We start from the raw sequence: 16,656 nt of genomic DNA on the forward strand, positions 1-16,656 counted from the left end.
CGGCGCTCAGATGACGCGGATCACGTCCTTGTCGATCGCCAGCATGTAGCCGCGCCGCGCGATGTTCTTGACCAGAAGCTCCGACACGATCTGGTTGCCAAGCGTGTCGCGCAACCGCTTGATCCGCGTCGCCCCTGCCGCTTCTTCGCAGTCGGCCGCCGAACGCCCCGAGATCATGCCCTCTATCTGCGACCCGGTCAGAACGTCGTCATCCATGCGCGCCTCGGCCAGCACCGCCATGGTCTCCATCGCCGCCTCGGTGAGCTTGAAGCCGAGATTGTTGAGATAGACCGTGTTCTCCTCGCGGCTGATCAGCAGCGAGTTGACCTGGATCCCAACCCGCTCGATCTGCGCCATGCGCCGATTGAACCCGACCAGCATCACCAGAAAGACCAGCGCCGCAATCAGCATCGCGGTGGCAAAGACCAGCAGCACGAAGATCACCAGCCTGTAGCTCGACAGCGTGTCGGAAAACGCGGTGCCGGACTGCGCGAGGATCTCGAGCAGCTTGACCTCGGCCTGCGCGGTCAGATCGTCGTTCTCGACGAAAAGCCTCTCGACCTGCGCATTGAAGGCGTTGGCATCCGGAAGCGCCCAGAACAGCCAGGCCGCGGAGACCAGCAGAAGCGCCAGTATCCCCACGATCCCCAGCACGACAATCCGCTCGCTTGAACGCCGCATGTCAGAAGCGGAGGAAAAATCGTCCTGCACTCTCTTTCCTTTCGTCCAGCCCGGACCGGTCAAACACCGAAACGACGTTGAGCAGGGTCCAGCCAGCAGACTCGAGGCGCGGCGCAAGTTCGCGTTGCGCACCTCTTCTGCTGCAGTTGGACACCTGCGCGACACCGTAGTGCAGCCGCAAGGGTTTGTCCCGCTTGGCCTTGTAGTCTGCGAAGCATTCCGCCGAGGCGGTCGCTCCGGACGTGAACACCAGCACCAGGGCGAAGACGAAAGAGAAAGTGTGTCTCATGTCCCATTCCTGCGTGCCGAGGCCCGGTCAATCAATATCAAACCTGCGAAATCGTTCGCGTTATCGGATAACGCGCCGGTGTTATTGCTGTTCCCGGGGGTCGCGGACAGTTTGCTCGGGCAAAGTCGCCCACTGCTCGGGCGGCGTCCACAACGTCAACAAGGGAGCAGGTCAATGCACCGCAAGTTCATCGCCACCGTCGTCGCTGCCGCGATCGCCATCACCTCTGTCGGGGCGACCCCCGTACGGGCCGAACCAAGCGATCTGACGAAGGCGCTGATCGCGGCGCTGGGCGTGGCGGCGATCGGAGCGTTGATCAAGAACCGCAACGACGACGACGATGACGGCGATCGCAAGCGCCGCGAGGCCCGCGAAAGCAAGCAGGAGGCCAAGAACGCGCGCTTGCGCAAGCGCGAGGCCCAGCAGGCGCGCAAAGAGCAGCGCGAACGCGAAAGAGCCTGGCGCGCGATCGAGGAGGAGCGCCGGCAGGCCTACGAACGCAGGCTGGAGCGCGACCGCGAGAACTACGTGGCGCGCGGCAACACCAACCTTTACGGCGGGCAGTCCTACATCACGCCGCGTCCTCTGCCTTGGGACGTGGAGCGCAAGCTGCTTCCGGGACAGTGCCTGCAAAGCCATGACACGTCCGGCGGCAAGGTGCGCATGTTCGGCTACAACTGCCTGGAGAACTCTTACGGCCACCTCAACGACCTCCCCGACACCTGCCGCACCAGCGTTCGGGGCGGCACAGGCGAAATCTACGGATATGACGCGGTCTGCCTGCGGGACCGCGGCTACCAGTTGGCCCGCCGCTGACGCGGAGGGCCTGCGGGACACGGTTTTCGGGAACCACGTCCTGCGCCTTTGTTAACGAGTGCGGCGCTTCGGCGCCAAGTTAACCGCCCGCCCCGGTAACCCCGGGGCGGGCGGCGTTTTGTCGGTCCGTGACGTGACCGGCTGTTGCCAACCGACCCCTCTCCGGGCGATGGGTAGGCATGGGACCGCATTATGAGTTCGAGCGCGCCGCGCAATCCGAGGGTCATTTCCGCGTTGCCGGTGTCGATGAGGTCGGGCGCGGACCGCTGGCGGGTCCGGTCACCGCGGCCGCCGTCGTGCTGGACCCGGATTGCATTCCCGAGGGCGTGAACGATTCCAAGTCGCTGGGATTGAAGGCGCGCCAACGGCTCGCGGCCGAGATCCTCGCCTGTGCCGAGGTCAGCGTCGCCCATGCCAGCGTCGCGGAGATCGAAGAGCTTAACATCCTGCGTGCCAGTCATCTCGCGATGTCCCGGGCGATTGACGGGCTGTCGCTCGCGCCACAGAGCGTGCTGGTCGACGGCAACATGATCCCGCGGGGACTGACGCTTCCGGCGCGGTGCATCGTGCGCGGCGACACGGTGTGCCTGTCCATCGCCGCCGCCTCGATCGTGGCCAAGATAGCGCGTGACGCGATCATGGTGGATTTGGCGCAACAGCACCCCGGCTACGGCTGGGAGACCAACATGGGATATGGATCGAAAAGCCACATCTCGGCGCTCCAAAATCTCGGCGTGACCCCACACCATAGAAAAACGTTCCGGCCCGTCCACAATATCTTGTATCAAGGCGAAAACGTAACCGGTTGATTCAATAAAGAAATTGACCGGGATTCGCCTTTGACTCATCCTTGCTTCAACAAGCGAGTGCACCAAGCACCGGGACGAGGCAGACCATGATGACCAAGACCAGAAGCGCCGCGGCGCTCCCATTGAATTGCGTGCTCTCCGGCGAGTGCGTCGAGGTGATGAACGGGCTGCCCGAAGCCTCGGTCGACCTGATCTTCGCCGATCCTCCCTACAATCTGCAACTCAAGGGTGAGTTGCACCGGCCGGACAATTCGCGGGTCGACGCAGTCGACGACCACTGGGACCAGTTCGCCAGCTTCAAGGCCTACGACAGCTTCACCAACGCTTGGCTCAAGGCCGCGCGCCGTCTGCTGAAGCCGAACGGGGCGATCTGGGTCATCGGCAGCTATCACAACATCTTCCGCGTCGGTGCGGCGCTGCAGAACCAGGGGTTCTGGATCCTCAACGACGTTGTCTGGCGCAAGTCGAACCCGATGCCGAACTTTCGCGGCAAGCGCTTTACCAACGCCCACGAGACGATGATCTGGGCGGGCAAGGACGAAAACGCGAAATACACCTTCAACTACGAGGCCCTGAAGGCGCTCAACGAGGGCATCCAGATGCGGTCGGACTGGGTTCTGCCCATCTGCACGGGTCACGAACGCCTCAAGGACGCCTTCGGCGACAAGGCGCATCCGACGCAGAAGCCCGAGTCGCTGCTGCACCGGGTACTCGTCGGATCGACCAATGCCGGCGACGTCGTGCTCGATCCGTTTTTCGGAACCGGGACCACCGGTGCGGTGGCCAAGATGCTCGGTCGCGATTTCATCGGCATCGAGCGCGAGGCGGCCTATCGTGCTGTCGCCGAGAAACGCATCGCGTCGGTGCGCAAGTTCGATCGCGAGGCGCTGCAGGTCTCGACGTCGCGTCGTGCCGAGCCGCGGGTGCCGTTCGGGCAGCTTGTCGAGCGCGGGATGCTGCGCCCGGGCGAAGAGCTATACTCGATGAACAAGCGTCACAAGGCCAAGGTTCGGGCCGACGGAACGCTGATCGGGGACGATGTGAAGGGCTCGATTCACCAGGTCGGCGCGGCGCTCGAGAAGGCGCCGAGTTGCAACGGCTGGACCTACTGGTGTTTCAAGCGCGACGGGAAGCACGTGCCGATCGACTTCCTGCGCCAGCAGATCCGCTCGGAAATGGGCGACTGACACCGAGCTTCACGGACACAGAATTACACTGACACCGCCGGTGCCTGCGGCCTTTCCCAAGCGAAGGCAGCCCTGACAGGCACTCACCTTGACCCCGCCACCTGGCGGGGTCTTTTTTTCCGCGGGGCCTAGTGCCGTCTGATCTTCCTGGGTACCGGGCGCAGCGCGTCGTGAATGTAGCGCGCACCGAAATCGGATTTGTCGACAACGTGCCGGACGCCGGCGAAATGCGCCTTGTCGTACATGAAAGGCGACGGCCAGTCGCTGATCAGGATCACCGGGATATGGGCAAAGCGCGTGTCGGCGGAGAGTTCCATCGCGAAGTTGGCGCCGATGCCGTCGGGCAACTGGTTGTCCAGCAGGATCAGCGATGTGCCATGCAAGGCGAGATGCCGCCGCGCTGCCGCCAGTGTCGTCACCGCCGAAACCGACATATGCGGAAAACTGCGGCCAAGAACGCGCGACATCATGCGCCTGTCAAAACTGCTGTCCTCAATGATCAGGCAGCTTTCGGGCCTGTGAACGTTGGGTCGTGGAACCTGCATTGTCTGGACTTGCATCGACATTTCTTCCCCCGGAACACTGATCCAACGGGAGACATGCCATGAAAGTCTTAACGCGAGGTTCTCTCGTCAGCGCGGCTGCGGGTTGGCGGCGGAATCGTAGGCGGACCAGTCCGCGACGTCAGGATAGTGGCGGGAGCGCCACGCCTGCACGCGCGGGTTCATGACCCGACGCCAGAGCGGCGGGACCATCGCCAGCATCGTCATCACCGGGTAGCCGAACGGCAACTGAGGCGCCGCGTCCGGCCCATAGGTCTGCAAGACCGGATAGCGCCTGTCAGGCTTGTAATGGTGGTCCGAATGGCGCTGCAGATTGATCAGCAACCAGTTCGAGGTCTTCTGATCCGAGTTCCACGAATGATGCGGTTTGACGTGCTCGTACCTGCCGTCGCCGAGATGCTTGCGGGTCAGCCCGTAATGCTCGACGTAATTGACCAGCTCGAGCTGCCAGATCGCGACGACGGCCTGCAGCAGGAAGAATCCGATGCCGGCCCATCCGGCGAGCAGAAATGCCAGCAACAGCATGAAGCCCTGCAGCGTCGCGTAGCGCCAGAACGGGTTCGTGCGATCGTAAGCCGGGCGGTTCCCGCGCTGCAGGCGCGCGCGCTCGCCGCGGAAGGACGACACGAGGCACTGCCAGAGCACGCGCGGAAAGAACCGATAGAAGCCTTCGCCGTAGCGTGCCGTCACCGGATCGCGCGGCGTGCCGACATAGCGGTGATGGACCACGAGATGTTCCGAGCGGAAATGAGAGTAGAGTACCATTGCCAGCAGAATGTCGCCAAGCCAGCGTTCGAAGTGGCTTTTCTGGTGCATCAGTTCGTGGCTGTAGTTGATCCCGATGGTGCCGGTGATGACGCCCACGCCGAAGAACAGGCCCAGGCGCTCCCATGTGCCGAGATGCGCGGCCTGCGGCACGTACCACAGCAGGCCGAACAGCGTGACGAATTGCACCGGCACCCAGGCAATGGTCACGGCCCGGTAGAGCGACAGGTGATCCTCGCCGGTCGCGAGGTCGGCATTGTCGCGATCGGTGCCGATCACCGCGTCGAGCGCGGAGAAAAGGTACCAGGTCATCAGCGGCAGCAGGATCACCGTCCAGCCGCCGTGATAGGCTCCGAAGACGGCGACGGGCGGCAGCAGGAAAGACATCCAGAACGGCAGGGCGCGGGTGAACCGCGCGACTTCCGAGGGTGGGAGGATGCGGGAGGTGTCGCTCATGCGTTCACTCTTCAGGGTGTTTCGATACGTGCGGTGCGGCGCAGCGATTACATCAAACCGCCTTGCCGCTCAGCGCGCAAGATCGAAGGCCTTTCGCATAACCGTCGGCAGGTCGGATGGGCGAAATTCCGTTGCGTCACGAAAGCTTCCCCGCAAAGGCTGTGCGTCCATCGGGACGTCTGCGCGCATCAGCGAAAGCCGCAGATGAAAGTGCGTGAACGTGTGCCGGACCTCGCCTGCCACCGGGGTCCAGTCCGCCGCGACCGGAGGTTCGAGGGAGGTTGCCGCGTCCGCTTCGGTGACCCAGGGGCTGCCCGGCCAGCCCAGCATCCCGCCGAGCAGTCCGGTCTCTGGCCGGCGTTCGAGCAACCAGGCCCCGTCAGTGCGCCGGGCAATGAAGGCGGTACCGAGGCGCACCGGCTTGGCCGCTTTCGGCACCTTGCGCGGCAACGATCCGGCGGTGCCGGCGATGCGGGCCTGGCAGGGCGTGCGCCAGGGACAGATGCCGCAGGCGGGCGACCGCGGTGTACAGATCGTGGCCCCGAGGTCCATCACCGCCTGGGCATGATCGCCCGGTCGGTCGTCGGGCGTCAGCGCAGCGGCAAGCGCCATCAGCTCCGGTTTGGCCTTCGGGAGCGGCGTATGGACGTCGTGAAGACGCGCCATGACCCGTTCGACGTTGCCGTCGAGAACCGCTTGCGGCAGGTCGAAGGCGATCGAGGCGATGGCGGCGGCGGTGTAGGGGCCGATGCCGGGCAGCTTCAGCAGCGCGGCATGGTCCGCCGGGAAGACGCCGCCGTGCTCTTGCGTGACCACGCGGGCGCATTTCAACAGATTGCGCGCCCGCGCGTAGTAACCCAGCCCCGCCCATTCGGCCATCACGTCGCCGTCCTCGGCGGCGGCGAGGTCGGCGACCGTGGGCCAGCGCGCCACGAACCGCGCGAAGTAATCGCGCACGGCCGCGACGGTGGTCTGCTGGAGCATCACCTCGGACAGCCAGACCCGATACGGATCCGGTCGAACGCCCGTCTTGCGCGCCGCGGGCGGCACGCGCCAGGGCATCTCGCGGGCGTGCACGTCGTACCAAGCAAGCAGGTCGTGGCGCAGCGTTTCTATGTCGGTGGTGTCACGCAATCTTTATGCCCCGCGGCCCTCTGTTGCACTGGCGGCCCACGCCGCAAACGTTATGCTGGCGCAAGTCCGGAGAAACATAGTCATGCCGCCGCCGCGCGCCAGCACCAAAGGGTTCAAACGCACCTCCAGCCTGTTGCAGGGCCGGATCCGCGAAGCCTCTGAAAGCCGGGGTTTCGCGCAGAGCCGGCTACTGACGCACTGGGCCGAGGTCGCGGGCAGCGCCACCGCCGAAATCTCGCGCCCGGTCGAGATCAGCTACGGGCGCGGCGGGCTTGGTGCGACGCTGACGCTGCTGACCACCGGGGCCAACGCGCCGATGCTCGAGATGCAGAAGGAACAGCTGCGCGCCCGCGTCAACGCGGTCTATGGCTACAACGCCATCGCCCGGATCCGGATCACCCAGACCGCGGCGACCGGGTTCGCCGAAGGCCAAGTCGCCTTCGAGCATCGCAAGCCCGATGCCGCGGCCGGCCCGGACCCGGCGCTGCGCGCCGAGGCCGAGGCGGCGGTCGGCCCGGTGCAGGACGCGGGCCTGCGGGCGGCGCTGGCGCTTCTGGGACAGAACATTCTGACGAAAACCCATCACTGAAAAGGAAGACACATGTCGCGACTGACAGCACTCCTGGCCGCGATCGCGGTTCTGGGCCTCGGAACCTTCATTTATGGCGGCGGAGCCGGCCAGACCGGCGCGACGTCCCTGCCGTTCGCCGCGAACGCGCAGGAAGCCGAGGTCGATACCTCGACCGTCACCGAGATGACGCAGGGCAACCCGGACGCACCGGTTACGGTCATCGAATACGCCAGCTTTACCTGCCCGCATTGCGCCTCGTTCCATGCCGGAGCCTACAAGCAGCTGAAAACCGACTACATCGACACCGGCAAGATCAACTTCGTGTACCGTGAGGTCTTTTTCGACCGCTTCGGGCTCTGGGCGTCGATGATCGCCCGCTGCGCCGACAAGCCCGAGACCTTCTTCGGCATCGCCGACCTGGTCTATGCCGGCCAGAGCGAATGGGTGCGCGCCGGGGAGCCGGCGCAGATCGTCGAGGAATTGCGCAAGATCGGCCGGCTCGCCGGGCTTGACGGCGACACGATGGAGGCCTGCCTGCAGGACGGCGACAAGGCGCGCACGCTGGTCGCCTGGTATGAGGAAAACGCCGCCGAGCACGGCATCGACAGCACGCCGAGCTTCGTGATCAACGGCAAGAAATACGGCAACATGCCCTACGACGAGATGGCCCAGATCATCGACGAGGCCGCCGAGTGACCGACGCTCCGCTCGCGGGCCTGAAGGTCGTCGAGCTGGCACGCGTTCTGGCCGGCCCTTGGGCCGGCCAGACGCTTGCCGATCTCGGCTGCGAAGTAATCAAGGTCGAAAGCCCTGCCGGCGACGACACGCGGCAATGGGGCCCGCCCTTCGTGACCCGCGACGAGGACGTCTCGGCCGCCTACTTCCATTCCTGCAACCGCGGCAAGGCCTCGGTCACAGCAGATTTCCGCACCGAGGAGGGCCAGGCGCTTGTGCGCGAGCTCTTGGCGGACGCGGACATCCTGATCGAGAACTTCAAGACCGGCGGGCTGGCGAAGTACGGGCTCGACTACGAGAGCCTCGCCAAGGACTTCCCGCGCCTGATCTACTGTTCGATCACCGGCTTCGGCCATTCGGGACCCTATGCGCACCGGGCGGGCTACGACTTCATCATCCAGGGCATGTCCGGGCTGATGTCGCTGACAGGCGAGCCGCAGGGCCAGCCGCAGAAGTACGGGGTCGCCATCACTGACATCCTGACCGGGGTCTACGCGACCACGGCGATCCTCGCGGCGGTGCACCAGCGCGAACGGACGGGGCGCGGGCAGCACATCGACATGGCACTGATGGACGTGGCCGTCGGCATCACCTCGAACCAGGCGATGAACTACCTGACGACGGGCGTGCCGCCGCGGCGCATGGGGAATGCGCATCTCAACCTCGCGCCCTATCAGGTCTTCGATTGCGCCGACGGGCATATCGTCATCGCCACCGGCAACGACGGGCAGTACCAGCGGCTCTGCCGGGTGCTGGGGCTCGACACGATGGCGACCGATCCGGACTACATGAAGAACGCAGACCGGCTGGCGCATCGCGACGAGATGATTCGGCGGCTCAACGCGGAGACGTCGCGGCGCGGCAAGGCGGAATTGCTGGCCGCCTGCGAGGCGGATGGCATTCCCGCGGGTCCGATCAACGACATGGCCGAGGTGATGGCCGATCCGCAGGTGCAGGCGCGCGGCATGCAGATCGACGCGGGCGGCGTGCCCGGTGTCCGCTCGCCCTTCACCTTCTCGGATGCCACGCTGGCGCTGGACCGCCCATCTCCGAAGCTGGGCGAGGACAACCGCGCGTGACCGGCGCGGCCTAACCTGCGCCGTCGGGGGCGGGCAAAGCCTTCAACGCGGCGACAAGCGGCGCGTCATCCTCGAAGTGCAACCGCACCGGCAGGGTCAGCACCTTGCTTCGGAACGACGCAGGCAAACGCGCCGCATCTTTTTCGGTGGTGACAAGTTGCGCATCCCGCGCGAGCGCGTCGGCTTCGAACCGCGCCAGCAGGGCGGGGGTCAGCGGCTGGTGATCGTCGAGCGGTTCGCATTGCACGAGCCGCGCCCCGAGATCGCGCAGGGTGTCGAAGAATTTTTCGGGATGCCCGATGCCCGCGAAGGCGAAGACCTGCGTCGCCGCCCAGTCCATGCCGGTCTGCAGAGGCCGCATCTCGGCCCTGAGGTGCGAAAGGCCGTCAGGAAGGTCGCGCGCGGCGAACCGTGCCTGCGCCTCAGCCCCTCCGATCGACAGCAGCAGGTCGGCGCGTGACAATCCTTCGGCCACCGGTTCGCGCAGCGGACCTGCGGGAATGCAACGCCCGTTGCCGAACCCCTTGTCCGCATCGACTGTCACGATGGCGAGGTCATGGGCCAGCGCCGGGTCCTGGAACCCGTCGTCGAGCACGAGCGCGCTGGCCCCCGCGTCGACCGCCGCCTTCGCACCCGCGACTCGGTCCTCGGCCACCCAGACCTCGGCGAACGCGGCCAGCAGGAGCGGTTCGTCACCAACATCCTCGGCACGGTGTTTCGCCGGATTGACCCGCAGCGGTCCCTTCAGGCGACCGCCGTAGCCGCGCGAGACGACATGCGGACTGTGGAACAGATCGCGCAGGCGCTCGGTCACGGCGATCACGGTGGGCGTCTTTCCGGTGCCGCCGGCGTTGAGATTGCCGACGCAGATCACCGGAACACCAACGCGACGCCGCGCACCCCCCGCGAGACGGCGGGCTGTCGCCCGCGCATAAAGCGCACCCAGCGGCGACAGCAGGCGCGCGGCGGGAGCAGGATGCGCGGGGTCGGTGAACCAGAAGCCAGGCGCACGCATCAGCGGCCGCTCTCGATATCGTCGAGCGTCGTCTGCACGAGGTCGATCAGCTTGTCGGTGACCGCCGCGCCCTGGCTGATTACGTCCCAGCCAGCGTGGGCCATCGAGGCCGCCTGGTCCGGCGCCATCAGCCGCGTCACCGCAATGCCCAAGGCATGGGCGTCGTTGACGATGCGCGCCGCCCCGGCATTGGCGAGACGCGTGTAGAGCGGCAGGTACTTCCGGATGTTCGGGCCGTAGAGGATGGCGGACCCCAAGGCGGCCGCCTCGAACGGATCGCGGCCGCTGAACTCGGGCGACAGCGAACTGCCGAGAAATGAAACCGGGGCGACCCTGTAGAACAACCCGAGGTCCTGTGCATCCTCGACGAGCAGGACTTGCGTCAGGTCGTCGGGTTCGCGCGTGTCGGGCCAATGCGACACGCGGAACCCCTCGTCGCGCACGGTGGCATCGCAGGCCCGCGCGCTGCCGCCATCGGCGAGGTGGAGGATCAGAAGGATCCGGTGCGACAGCCGCAGCGCCGCGCGATGCGCGCTCAGCACGGTCGCAATCTCGCTGGGCTGGACGCCGGTCGCCAGCCAGACGGGCCGCCCGGACAGCGCCGCGGACAGTTCGGCTTCGTCCGCGTCGTCGCAGGGCAGCGCGCTGCCACCGGCCTGGAGCGGCGCGAGCCGTTGCAAACGGCCTGCGGGAAGCCCCAGGTGTTCCAGCCGGGCCTCGGCCTGGCTCGAACGCACCAGAAGCGCGCGGAACGCGGCCAGGACATGCCGCGTCACTTCGGGGATCCATCGGTCGCGGCGGCCGTCGAAACCTTCGGCGTCGGCATCGAACAGCACCATCGGGCAACCGCGATCGATTGCGGCCTGCACAAGGTTGGGCCGCAGCCCGCCCCACGCCCAGAGACCCATGCCGGGCGACCAATGATCGAGAAACCCGGAAACCGTCGCGGGGTGATCGGATTTCGGCGCCATGTCGTAGAGGATCGGGCCTCCGGCGAAGGTGTCGATTTTCTCGGCGGCCTCGGGCACGTTTGGCAGGGTCACCAACACGTTCAGACCGTACCGCGCGGTGACAAGGCGCGTTGCGAGGTCGTGGACCGCCGCGAGGTTGGCGATCTCGGCGGCATGGATCCAGACGACTTCGCCCCGGGGGCGTGCCAGGACGCCGGCGTAGCGACCGTTCTCACCCCTCTGCGACCAAGCCCTGTAGGCCGCCAGCCCCAGCGACCGGGCCATGTCGCGCTATCTCAGGACTTCGGTCGTCGAGGCCGGCTGCTCTTCGTCGCGCAGACGGTGCAGATGCGCGATGAAGTACCGCATGTGCGCATTATCAACGGTGCGTTGCGCTTCCGCCTTCCAGGCGTTGAAGGCGCTCTGGTAGTCCGGGAAGATGCCGACGATGTGCAGGTCGTCGACATTCTTGAAGGTGTTCTTCGAGGGGTCTACGAGCTCCCCTCCGAATACGAGGTGCAGGCGCTGGCTCATCTTCAGATCCTTTGGTCTGGCGGCATTGGCGGAAAATCGCGTATCGCGACCGGAGCGTCAAGCGCCGCCGCCGGGTCAGGCACGCATCGCTTCGAGCAGCGGGGCGTGAATGTTCGGCCCCGCGGCGACCACGCCGCCGTGTCGCGGCACCGCCTGGTTGAAGCGCAGCGCCTTCCCCGCCGCATCGGTGCAGACCCCCCCGGCCTCGGTCACGATCAGCGCCCCGGCGGCCACGTCCCATTCCCAGGTCGGTCGGAAGGTGACCATCGCCTCGAACCGGCCCTGCGCCACAAGGCCAAGCCGGTAGGCGAGCGAGGGGCGGTGTTCGCGTCTGAACCCCGGCACCCCGCGCGGCCAGCGCTCGGGGGCGATGGACGGCTTTGTGGCCAGCACGCTGGCCGCATTGGGATCCTCGACGGTCGAGGCTTCAATCCGGGCGCCATTGAGATACGCGCCGCTACCCAGGGCTGCGGTAAAGAGCTTGTCGCGCAAAGGCAGGTAGATCGCACCCGCCGTGGCCGCGCCGTCGCGGCAGACGGCGACCGAGTGCGCCCAGGTGTTGGAGCCTTCCGCGAAACTGCGCGTGCCGTCGATTGGGTCGATGACGAAGACGAATTCGCGGTCGCGGCGGTCACCGGTATCCTCGGACTCTTCGGAGAGCCAACCGTAGTCCGGTCGCGCGGATCTGAGCGCCTCTTCCAGCAGATCGTTGACCGCGATGTCGGCCTCGGTCACCGGTCCGGCGTCGTCCGGCTTGTTCCAGCGCCGGGCCTCGGCACCGACGTAGCCGCGCGCGAGTTCACCTGCCCGCAGAACCGCCGCCGTGATCAGGTCGAGGTCATCCCCCGGCAATGGTCATCCCCGGCACCAGCAGTGACGGTACGACCCGGCTGAGCCAGGGCCGGGCATCGTTCGCCGGGACCAGCCCGAGCAGCATGTCCCGCAGGTTCCCCGCGATGGTGCATTCGTTGACCGGGTACTGCACTTCGCCGTTTTCGACCCAGAGGCCGGCGGCGCCGCGCGAATAGTCCCCGGTGTTTTGGTTGATCGTCGCCCCGATCAGCGAGGTCACAAGCAGACCGGTCCCCATCTCCCGGATCAGCGCGTCGCGATCACGGTCGCCCTGGGTCAGCCGCACGTTCCAGGAGGCGGGCGACGGCCCGCCCGAGGTGCCGCGCACGGCGTTGGCGGTCGACTCCATGCCAAGTTTGCGCGCCGTCGCGAGGTCCAGCGTCCAGCCGGTCAGGCGGCCGCCTTCGACGATCCTGCGCGTGCGTGTCGGCAAGCCCTCGCCGTCGAACGGACGCGACCCGCTGACGCGCGGACGGTGTGGCTCTTCGATGACCGACAGCGCCTCGGGCAGAACCTGCGTTCCGAGCCCGTCGCGTAGCCAGGAGGCGCCGCGCGCGACGGATGCGCCGTTGACCGCTGCCAGCAGGTGCCCGACCAGCGTCGCCGACACGCGCTCGTCGAAGAGCACCGGGTAGGCCCCGGTCTTTGGGCGTTGGGCGCCGGCTCTTGCAACGGCACGTTCGGCGGCGCGGCGCCCGATATCCTCGGGGCTGCGCAGGTCGGACTGGAAGGTCCGGCTGTCGCCGTCGTAGTCCCGCTCCATCGCGGTGCCGGACCCTGTGATCGCCACGCAGGAGATGCCGCGGCTGGTGCGCGCATATCCGCCCGAAAACCCGTTGCTGCCGGCCAGATATACGTGCCGCAACGAATAGCCCGCGCTGGCGGAATCGATTTGGCTGATCCCGTCGACGTCACGCGCGGCCGCCTCGGTGCGCAGCGCGTCCTCCTGAAGGGCCGCTGCGGTCGGCTCCGGTGCAGGGTCGCGCAGCTCGAGCGCCGCGAGATCGTATGTCCCGACGAGTTGCGCTGGATCTGCGAGCCCGGCATGCGGGTCGTCCGGCGCCTCGCGCGCCATGGCCACCGCCCGGTCCGCCATCTCGGCGACGGTCGAGGGCTTGGTGTCGGAAGCCGACACGTTGGCGACCTTCTGGCCGACCAGGACGCGAAGACCGATGTCCGTGCCCTCGGACCGCTCGGCATGTTCCAGCGCGCCGCCGCGCACCTCGACCGACAATGCTGTCCCACGCATCGCGATCGCGTCGGCCGCGTCCGCACCAGCAGTGCGCGCGGCGTCGAGCAGCTGCCGGGTCAGGTCCTCCAGCGTTTCTGTCATGGGCGGGTCTCCGGGATCACCGCCACGTGGTAGCCATTGGCGCGGCGCGTCGCAAGGGCCGGCGCGGCTTGGCGTCCCTCAGGCCAATGGTCAGCGGATGCGCTGACCGTTGGCGAGGATCTGTCCGTCCGGCAGGAAATCGATCTTCGAGGTCAGCGTGTCGGGCTGGTCCGAAGGCACCCCGAAGAGCCCCAGCATCATCCGCGCGCCCATCGCCTGTTCCTGCGGAAGGATGCCGATGGCGACGAGCTTGTCGAGCAGCGCGTTTCCGCCCGAGAGCGTCAGTTGCACGCTTCCATCCGGCACCGGACCGGTCGCGGGCTGGCTGTTGTCGAAGGCGAAGTCGCCGGTGCCGGTCAATTCGGCCCCCACGGCATCCAGACGCAGTTCGTTGATGGAAAGCGATTCCACCTGCCCCGGCGCTTCCATCGCCGCACTGCCGTCCGGTGCGAAGGAGGGGTCGAGGAAGTCGGCGTCGATGCGGGCCTTGCCGGTCAGGTCGAAGGCCGCGGTCGCCGGGTCGCGCGGCAGCTGGCCCTGCGGGTCGAAGATGCTCCAGATCGCGTCCGAGACGGTCAGACCGGCCAGGCGCGCGCCGAGCGCGAAATCCTGCGCCGCGTCCGATTCCGTCAGCGGCATCATGAGGTTGAGCGCGATCTGCCCGACGTCGAAGGCGATCGGCAGCGGCGCGGCGTCGGCTTCCAGGGCCACGGAAAGTCCGTTCTGCGCGATGTCGTAGGACAGTCCGGCCTCGGACATCGTCACCTTGAGATCGCCGCCTTCAGACGTCGTGTTCATCCGCACCACACCGTCCTGCCCGGTGCCGTTCACGGTTGTCGCGTTGCTGCCGAAGCGCATCGTGCTGTCGAAGGTCGCGCCGGCCGCAAACATGGCCGAGGGGTCCGAGGAATCGATCGGCTCGAGCGGCACCGAAAGCGTGCCGGAAAAGTCGATGGTCTCGGCCGAACCGGAGATATCGGCGGTCGATCCGTCCGGATCGGTCATTTTGAGCGTATAGGTCAGCCGTTCGGCCGTGCCGGACTGGTCGATGTCGCGCATCTCGCCGACCTTGACCGCGGTGCGGCCCTCGAGACCTTCGATGCCCATCTGCCCCGAGGCGTCGCTTTCTGCCACCTGTTCGCCGTCGATCGTTAGGTCCGTCAGCATCATCGCGATGCTGTCCGCGCCGTAGTCGTAGACGATATCGTCCGGAGCGCCGGACGCGGTGATCTGCATGCCGGCTTGCGTGAGATCGATGGCGGCTTCCCAGCTTTCGCCGGTTTCCGCCGTCGCCGAGATGGTCATCGGCATTTTCTCGGGCCAGGTCACGGTGACCGTGCCGTCACCGCCCTCGGTGAAGGTCAGGGTGCCGAAATCCATCCCGAACTGTCCTTCCTCTTCGGGAAAGCGCATCGTCAGCGCCGCGTCGCTGACGGTCAGGACGGCGCCGGATTGCGCCTCGGACCCGGACACTTCGTAGCCCATGCCAGCCAGGTAGCCTTTCCAGTCGGCCCAGACCTCGTCGGCTGAAAGATCCGCGCGTGCGGCGGGGGCGCAGATCACGAGGGCGAGCGCGGTTGCGGATGCAAGACGGGGGGTCACGGGCATGTCACTAATCCTTCGGGGCGAGGTCGCGCGCATGCTCCGTCATGGCCGTGGCGCGGTCAAGGGGGCGCGGGGTGGACCCGCGGCGCAGCGCGCAGTACCACGGGGCCAGCGGCCGGACCGAACAGGAGGACAGGCGCATGGACATGACAGGCAAGACGGTGATGATCACCGGAGCGAGCCGTGGCATCGGCGCGGAGGCGGCGCGCGTCTTTGCCGGTGCCGGGGCCAACGTGGCGCTGCTGGCGCGAGGCCAGGAGGCGATCGCCGACCTCGCCGGCGAAATCGGCGACAGGGCGCTTGCCGTTCCCTGCAACGTGTCGCGTTACACCGAGGTCGCGGCAGCGGTGAACGCCGTGCGCGAGGCTTTCGGTGGGCTCGACGTGCTGATCAACAACGCCGGCGCGATCGAGCCGATCGCGCGCATGGACGAGGCCGACCCCGACGGCTGGGCGCAGGTGATCGACATCAATCTCAAGGGCGTGTTCTTCGGCATGCGCGCCGCCCTGCCAGTGATGAAGGCCGCGGGCGGCGGCTCGATCCTGACGGTCAGTTCGGGCGCGGCGCACGGGCCGGTCGAGGCCTGGAGCCACTATTGCGCCTCCAAGGCCGGTGTCGCGATGCTGACGCGTTGTCTCGACAAGGAAGAGGCCGAGAACGGCATCCGCGCCATCGGCCTGTCGCCTGGCACGGTGGCAACGCAGATGCAGCGCGAGATCAAGGCCTCGGGCATCAATCCGGTGAGCAAACTCGAATGGTCCGATCACATCCCTGCCGACTGGCCCGCGAAGGCTTTGCTCTGGATGTGCGGGCCCGAAGCGGATGACTGGTGCGGGCAGGAAATCTCGCTGCGCGACGAGGAGATCCGCAAGAAGGTCGGGCTGGTGTGATTGCCTGGCGGTCCGGCGAAAAGGCTCCGTGAAACGTCCATCCGTCCGGCACGGTCCCGGTGACCGCTTACCGCTTGCGCATGCCGCCCGGAACCTTGGAGCTGAACCCCGGCGGTCGTTTCGCAACCCAGAGCGCGAATTTCGCCAAGCGCGGATGCGCGCGCAAGGCGTCGGGCGTGGCGTAGTCGCGCGCGATCTCTGCCTCGGTCAGCGTGGCGTGGATCTCGCGGTGGCAGATATGGTGCATCAGCACGGTCGCGCCGCCCTTGCCGCCCTTGAGCTTCGGGACGAGGTGATGCGTGCTCTGCGGTACGTCCGCGGGGATCGGACGCAGGCAGAGCGGGCAGATCGGATCGGCGGAAGCATCTGGCATCTCCCGCGAGCCTGCGGGA

19 protein-coding genes are annotated in these 16,656 nt (G+C 66.8%); 7 read left to right on the top strand and 12 right to left on the bottom strand.

Annotation, left to right across the window (positions count from 1 at the left end; translation table 11 throughout):
- Nucleotides 1-6: 6 nt before the first annotated feature.
- Both R5H30_RS10010 and R5H30_RS10015 read right to left on the bottom strand, forming a co-directional pair.
- Complete coding sequence (locus R5H30_RS10010) at nucleotides 7-681, bottom strand: winged helix-turn-helix domain-containing protein (protein WP_318328143.1); 675 nt, start codon at nucleotides 679-681, stop codon at nucleotides 7-9.
- 1 nt (nucleotide 682) lies between these two features.
- Complete coding sequence (locus tag R5H30_RS10015) at nucleotides 683-970, bottom strand: hypothetical protein (RefSeq protein ID WP_318328144.1); 288 nt, start codon at nucleotides 968-970, stop codon at nucleotides 683-685.
- Between the two features lie 174 nt (nucleotides 971-1,144).
- Between R5H30_RS10015 and R5H30_RS10020 the strand changes: the two genes are divergently transcribed.
- From R5H30_RS10020 to R5H30_RS10030, 3 genes are all read left to right on the top strand, one after another.
- Nucleotides 1,145-1,786 carry a hypothetical protein gene (locus R5H30_RS10020; RefSeq protein WP_318328145.1) on the top strand — a complete coding sequence of 214 codons (642 nt, stop codon included), beginning with the start codon at nucleotides 1,145-1,147 and terminating at the stop codon, nucleotides 1,784-1,786.
- A 179-nt stretch (nucleotides 1,787-1,965) separates the two neighbouring features.
- On the top strand, nucleotides 1,966-2,595 hold the full coding sequence (gene rnhB, locus R5H30_RS10025; protein ID WP_318328146.1) for a ribonuclease HII: 630 nt from the start codon (nucleotides 1,966-1,968) through the stop codon (nucleotides 2,593-2,595).
- 86 nt (nucleotides 2,596-2,681) lie between these two features.
- Nucleotides 2,682-3,782, top strand: coding sequence for a site-specific DNA-methyltransferase (locus R5H30_RS10030; protein ID WP_318328147.1), 1,101 nt, complete (start codon nucleotides 2,682-2,684; stop codon nucleotides 3,780-3,782).
- 128 nt (nucleotides 3,783-3,910) lie between these two features.
- Here R5H30_RS10030 and R5H30_RS10035 read toward each other — a convergent pair whose 3' ends face one another.
- The 3 genes from R5H30_RS10035 to mutY form a co-directional block, all read right to left on the bottom strand.
- A complete protein-coding gene (locus tag R5H30_RS10035; protein WP_318328148.1) occupies nucleotides 3,911-4,348 on the bottom strand; it encodes a response regulator in 438 nt (145 codons plus the stop codon).
- Between the two features lie 66 nt (nucleotides 4,349-4,414).
- Complete coding sequence (locus R5H30_RS10040) at nucleotides 4,415-5,566, bottom strand: alkane 1-monooxygenase (protein ID WP_318328149.1); 1,152 nt, start codon at nucleotides 5,564-5,566, stop codon at nucleotides 4,415-4,417.
- Between the two features lie 69 nt (nucleotides 5,567-5,635).
- On the bottom strand, nucleotides 5,636-6,700 hold the full coding sequence (mutY, locus tag R5H30_RS10045; RefSeq protein WP_318328150.1) for an A/G-specific adenine glycosylase: 1,065 nt from the start codon (nucleotides 6,698-6,700) through the stop codon (nucleotides 5,636-5,638).
- A gap of 82 nt (nucleotides 6,701-6,782) precedes the next feature.
- Between mutY and R5H30_RS10050 the strand changes: the two genes are divergently transcribed.
- Genes R5H30_RS10050 through R5H30_RS10060 form a run of 3 tightly spaced genes read left to right on the top strand, consistent with a single transcriptional unit; the run spans nucleotide 6,783 to nucleotide 9,085 of the window.
- Nucleotides 6,783-7,289: a DUF721 domain-containing protein gene (locus R5H30_RS10050; RefSeq protein ID WP_318328151.1), complete on the top strand. Its 507-nt coding sequence runs from the start codon at nucleotides 6,783-6,785 to the stop codon at nucleotides 7,287-7,289.
- A 12-nt stretch (nucleotides 7,290-7,301) separates the two neighbouring features.
- On the top strand, nucleotides 7,302-7,967 hold the full coding sequence (locus R5H30_RS10055; RefSeq protein ID WP_318328152.1) for a DsbA family protein: 666 nt from the start codon (nucleotides 7,302-7,304) through the stop codon (nucleotides 7,965-7,967).
- A complete protein-coding gene (locus R5H30_RS10060) occupies nucleotides 7,964-9,085 on the top strand; it encodes a CaiB/BaiF CoA transferase family protein (protein ID WP_318328153.1) in 1,122 nt (373 codons plus the stop codon). Before R5H30_RS10055 ends, R5H30_RS10060 begins: the two co-directional genes overlap by 4 nt.
- A 10-nt stretch (nucleotides 9,086-9,095) precedes the next feature.
- Here the strand turns inward: R5H30_RS10060 and lpxK are convergent, their stop codons facing one another.
- From lpxK to R5H30_RS10090, 6 genes are all read right to left on the bottom strand, one after another.
- Nucleotides 9,096-10,100: a tetraacyldisaccharide 4'-kinase gene (gene lpxK / locus R5H30_RS10065; protein ID WP_318328154.1), complete on the bottom strand. Its 1,005-nt coding sequence runs from the start codon at nucleotides 10,098-10,100 to the stop codon at nucleotides 9,096-9,098.
- Nucleotides 10,100-11,335, bottom strand: a complete 1,236-nt coding sequence (locus R5H30_RS10070) for a 3-deoxy-D-manno-octulosonic acid transferase (protein WP_318328155.1) — start codon at nucleotides 11,333-11,335, stop codon at nucleotides 10,100-10,102. The genes lpxK and R5H30_RS10070 overlap by 1 nt, the downstream gene beginning before the upstream one ends.
- Nucleotides 11,336-11,341: 6 nt before the next feature.
- The gene (locus R5H30_RS10075; protein WP_318328156.1) at nucleotides 11,342-11,584 is read right to left on the bottom strand and encodes a DUF4170 domain-containing protein; all 243 of its coding nucleotides are present in this window, start codon (nucleotides 11,582-11,584) and stop codon (nucleotides 11,342-11,344) included.
- Between the two features lie 75 nt (nucleotides 11,585-11,659).
- Nucleotides 11,660-12,436 carry an inositol monophosphatase family protein gene (locus R5H30_RS10080; protein ID WP_318328157.1) on the bottom strand — a complete coding sequence of 259 codons (777 nt, stop codon included), beginning with the start codon at nucleotides 12,434-12,436 and terminating at the stop codon, nucleotides 11,660-11,662.
- Nucleotides 12,423-13,769 carry a TldD/PmbA family protein gene (locus tag R5H30_RS10085; protein ID WP_318328158.1) on the bottom strand — a complete coding sequence of 449 codons (1,347 nt, stop codon included), beginning with the start codon at nucleotides 13,767-13,769 and terminating at the stop codon, nucleotides 12,423-12,425. The genes R5H30_RS10080 and R5H30_RS10085 overlap by 14 nt, the downstream gene beginning before the upstream one ends.
- A 90-nt stretch (nucleotides 13,770-13,859) precedes the next feature.
- Entirely contained in the window at nucleotides 13,860-15,377 is a 1,518-nt protein-coding gene (locus R5H30_RS10090; RefSeq protein WP_318328159.1) for a DUF2125 domain-containing protein, read from the bottom strand.
- A gap of 137 nt (nucleotides 15,378-15,514) precedes the next feature.
- On the opposite strand from R5H30_RS10090, the gene R5H30_RS10095 reads away from it, so the two are divergent.
- Nucleotides 15,515-16,264, top strand: a complete 750-nt coding sequence (locus R5H30_RS10095; protein WP_318328321.1) for an SDR family oxidoreductase — start codon at nucleotides 15,515-15,517, stop codon at nucleotides 16,262-16,264.
- A 67-nt stretch (nucleotides 16,265-16,331) separates the two neighbouring features.
- Here R5H30_RS10095 and R5H30_RS10100 read toward each other — a convergent pair whose 3' ends face one another.
- Nucleotides 16,332-16,637 carry an HNH endonuclease gene (locus R5H30_RS10100; protein WP_318328160.1) on the bottom strand — a complete coding sequence of 102 codons (306 nt, stop codon included), beginning with the start codon at nucleotides 16,635-16,637 and terminating at the stop codon, nucleotides 16,332-16,334.
- Nucleotides 16,638-16,656 lie beyond the last annotated feature (19 nt).

Source organism: Roseobacter sp. FCG-D35, assembly GCF_033436665.1.
Classification (GTDB): domain Bacteria; phylum Pseudomonadota; class Alphaproteobacteria; order Rhodobacterales; family Rhodobacteraceae; genus JAWQFO01.

Coding starts and splice junctions, on each gene's coding strand:
- R5H30_RS10010 (WP_318328143.1), bottom strand. CDS start 681: ATGCGGCGTTCAAGCGAGCGGATTGTCGTGCTGGGGATCGTGGGGATA.
- R5H30_RS10015 (WP_318328144.1), bottom strand. CDS start 970: ATGAGACACACTTTCTCTTTCGTCTTCGCCCTGGTGCTGGTGTTCACG.
- R5H30_RS10020 (WP_318328145.1), top strand. CDS start 1,145: ATGCACCGCAAGTTCATCGCCACCGTCGTCGCTGCCGCGATCGCCATC.
- rnhB (WP_318328146.1), top strand. CDS start 1,966: ATGGGACCGCATTATGAGTTCGAGCGCGCCGCGCAATCCGAGGGTCAT.
- R5H30_RS10030 (WP_318328147.1), top strand. CDS start 2,682: ATGATGACCAAGACCAGAAGCGCCGCGGCGCTCCCATTGAATTGCGTG.
- R5H30_RS10035 (WP_318328148.1), bottom strand. CDS start 4,348: ATGTCGATGCAAGTCCAGACAATGCAGGTTCCACGACCCAACGTTCAC.
- R5H30_RS10040 (WP_318328149.1), bottom strand. CDS start 5,566: ATGAGCGACACCTCCCGCATCCTCCCACCCTCGGAAGTCGCGCGGTTC.
- R5H30_RS10050 (WP_318328151.1), top strand. CDS start 6,783: ATGCCGCCGCCGCGCGCCAGCACCAAAGGGTTCAAACGCACCTCCAGC.
- R5H30_RS10055 (WP_318328152.1), top strand. CDS start 7,302: ATGTCGCGACTGACAGCACTCCTGGCCGCGATCGCGGTTCTGGGCCTC.
- lpxK (WP_318328154.1), bottom strand. CDS start 10,100: ATGCGTGCGCCTGGCTTCTGGTTCACCGACCCCGCGCATCCTGCTCCC.
- R5H30_RS10070 (WP_318328155.1), bottom strand. CDS start 11,335: ATGGCCCGGTCGCTGGGGCTGGCGGCCTACAGGGCTTGGTCGCAGAGG.
- R5H30_RS10075 (WP_318328156.1), bottom strand. CDS start 11,584: ATGAGCCAGCGCCTGCACCTCGTATTCGGAGGGGAGCTCGTAGACCCC.
- R5H30_RS10085 (WP_318328158.1), bottom strand. CDS start 13,769: ATGACAGAAACGCTGGAGGACCTGACCCGGCAGCTGCTCGACGCCGCG.
- R5H30_RS10090 (WP_318328159.1), bottom strand. CDS start 15,377: ATGCCCGTGACCCCCCGTCTTGCATCCGCAACCGCGCTCGCCCTCGTG.
- R5H30_RS10095 (WP_318328321.1), top strand. CDS start 15,515: ATGGACATGACAGGCAAGACGGTGATGATCACCGGAGCGAGCCGTGGC.
- R5H30_RS10100 (WP_318328160.1), bottom strand. CDS start 16,637: ATGCCAGATGCTTCCGCCGATCCGATCTGCCCGCTCTGCCTGCGTCCG.